Genomic DNA, 2,866 nt, shown 5'->3' with positions numbered 1-2,866 from the left:
GACCACGGCAGCGGCGCGTTCCGGAGTTTCGAACGCCTCCACTCGTTTACCACGGACGTAAATTGCTTCAGCGGATTGCTGCGCGTGCTGGGACGAAAATACTGTCTTCAAAATAGCCTCTCCTTACGATCGTTCCGATGTCCAATGCCGATAATTCAAGGGGCAGTTCACTCGAGCGTTGGCTTCTAAGGACGCCGGGCACGAGAGGGCGAACTCACTATTCCGTCGCCAAAATCGTCAGTCAAAGGAGAAGTTTTCCACGAAGTGATGAGAAAAAAGAAATTGAGAAAGGTCAGGATCGAATGTTTTTCTCCGAACAGCAACAATGGTTGCGCTAAAGACGGTCGAGCCAAACGTCCTGCGCCTAACGATGGATGTATTTGAAAAAACCTAGAGAAGTCTTTACATTGGGTGACGTCATGCCCCAGGAAATTATTTGTCTTTTGCGGGCGCTGATACCTGCATCCCGAGAGTAAACTGACCGTGAAAGCTCAATTCACGCCGCCCGGCGCGCAACCACAAGTTCGCAACGGCAGTAGTTGATGGAAGCCGTTAAACCCTAAGATGCTTTCTTCCAGGGCCACGTAACACGTCGTTGTCCAATCCACGGAAATTTTCGCCGAGCAAGTTCCTCAAATTCTTGATTCAACAGCGCGACGCGCATTTGCACGGGTTGTGTCGCGTTAAGGACGATACGACGGTCAGTCGCCTGAGATGAAGAGGAGTGCTTACATCACAAGAGAATAGAATTGTTCGGCAGCAGTCGATGCAACGCCATCGTCACACATCTGCCCCTTGCGGATCATGTGCGCGATCTTTATGCCAGACAGGATGATGCGCGCACAACGGAAATCCTCGAACCCCATCATCGGCTTGATGATGCGGTTGATGGCCCGGTGATCCTGCTCGACGACGGTGTTCAGGTATTTGTTTTGCCGGACCTTGCTCGGCGTTAAACGCTCGGCATTGGGCGCTTCAAGTGCAGCCAGTTTCGCGCCGCTCTTGTCCACGGTAATTGTCTCGGGCTCACCGTTCTGCTCAATCGCCTTCTCGAAGTAGCGGGAGCAGCAGCCTTATCAGGATGTGCGGCAGCAGGAAATCCACCGTGTTGGCCACCTTGTCGACGGCACTATACAAGTATTTCCATTGGCCTTTGAACTTGACGTAGGTCTCATCAATGCGCCAGCTCTTGCCGACAGGCCGTTTGCGTTTGCGGAATGCTTTTTCAAACACCGGCAGCGGCTTGATAGCTCACCGGTGCACGCTCGTATGATCCGCCTCGATACCCCGCTCGGCCATCATTTCCTCGAGGTTACGTAGACTAAGTGGGTACGCCACGTACAACCGGACGCACAGCAGGATCACGTCCAGCGGGTAGTGCAGCCGCTCAGTACCTTGCTAATTCCAGCGGGCAGCGTCTTGCGCGGCGACTTCGTCTTCTCCATCATGCTCGTCATGCGTTGCGGTAGACGAATTTTACTCGACTGCGTTAATGCGACAAAACCGATTTCGTAACCCAAGCCGCCATCATTATTCCCTTCTGTTGGAGATCGTTAATTTTGGGAGTGGACAAAATATGGGGGAGACGCACCTAAGGATGGGCGACCTCTGGCGATCTGAAGTGAGGGAAGCGCTTGGCGAAGCACGTCTCCAGCCTACCGTCGAGCAGCTCCACTCGTGTTTGCAGTAGGTAGTGAGCACCTCTAAACGACCACCGCATTTGTTGACGCTTCGTGAGCCGTCGATTTATCAAATGATTCATTACCGATTCGGCCGACGCCGACGATACCCGACGGCCGTTCATACGTGCTTGTTGATAGTCGATGAGATCGCTGCGATTGTTCACCAGGAAAGTCAATAATCGACCGGCCGCGTTACTCGCTGTGCCGGCACCTAGACTGCAGAACAGTGGCAAAGATCCAACCTCAAGATTCAGGGAGGCGATGAGAGTACGTAGGATTTCAATTGCCGCTTCGCCCCGGCCTCGCCACAGCTTATCGCGCACACGATTAATTAGTCGCACGCATCGCCGCATTACCACTGGGTGCTGGTAGAGAGGAAATGTGTACGCGGACAGCGCCGAACGCACCGCGTGAAGTTTCATACCGATGTGAAACCAGTCAAGGATCCGCGGTGCAACGCAAGGCGCCACCGAAGTCACTAACGATCGCATACCTCGAGCACCGTCTGCGACCACGTCGACCAAAGTAGAATGTACCCAACCACACTGGTCGAGCGCAGCCGCGATAAGCACGCGTGTCAAGCTTGGACGCTGGAAGGCACAAGCGAACCGTCGAGCTACTACGCCCTCACACTCAACACGGCCCGCGATAACTTCGAACCTTCGCACCTCTTCCAGCGGCGGCACCGCTGTGACTACCGTGCCGTCAATTGCGAGACGCAAATGCTTCGCTCCGCTACCGTGTTGGGTTCCCGCGAACCACCCAATGTGGAACTGCTCGTTTTCAATGTGCTCTCCGCAGTTGAGCGTTTCTCTGCGAACAGTGGCGTGAGATAGTGTGTGCAACCCAGTGACGTCCGCGACATTGCGCGCGGCGGACCGGTAGGAAACGCAAGCACCTTGCTTCGCACACAGGTATGCGAGCTCCGGCGTACGTCGCCCCGGTAGCAAACTTTCTATCGGGCACTCGGAAAATCGAAGATCCGCTGAGTCAGCGTTATCGTCCAGTGGCTCGGGGGTGCACAAGCACGATATCACACGGGGCACTCGAACTTTGATATCGCCCAACGCAGTTGCAAACACTCGGGAGCGCCAGTCCTTTATGTGGCGATATCGCCCGCAATGTCTGCAGCGGCGGCGTCGAGCATCTCGACATGAACGCTTTTGACATCGGCGCGGCCAGCG

General features: G+C 54.9%; 1 protein-coding gene and 1 pseudogene. Both read right to left on the bottom strand.

Features of this window, described 5'->3' with window-relative positions; all coding sequences use genetic code 11:
* Positions 1–728: 728 nt before the first annotated feature.
* A pseudogene (locus ACFFAR_RS29920) lies at positions 729–1,448 on the bottom strand (IS6 family transposase).
* 143 nt (positions 1,449–1,591) lie between these two features.
* Positions 1,592–2,866, bottom strand: a 1,275-nt coding sequence (locus ACFFAR_RS29915; protein ID WP_375509087.1) for an ISKra4 family transposase, incomplete at its 5' end; no start/stop codon positions are given.

The sequence above is a fragment of the uncultured Caballeronia sp. genome, from assembly GCF_964243625.1.
Lineage (GTDB): Bacteria > Pseudomonadota > Gammaproteobacteria > Burkholderiales > Burkholderiaceae > Caballeronia.
Note: the sequence above shows the minus strand (reverse complement) of the source record. Positions and strands in the feature narration are given on the sequence as shown.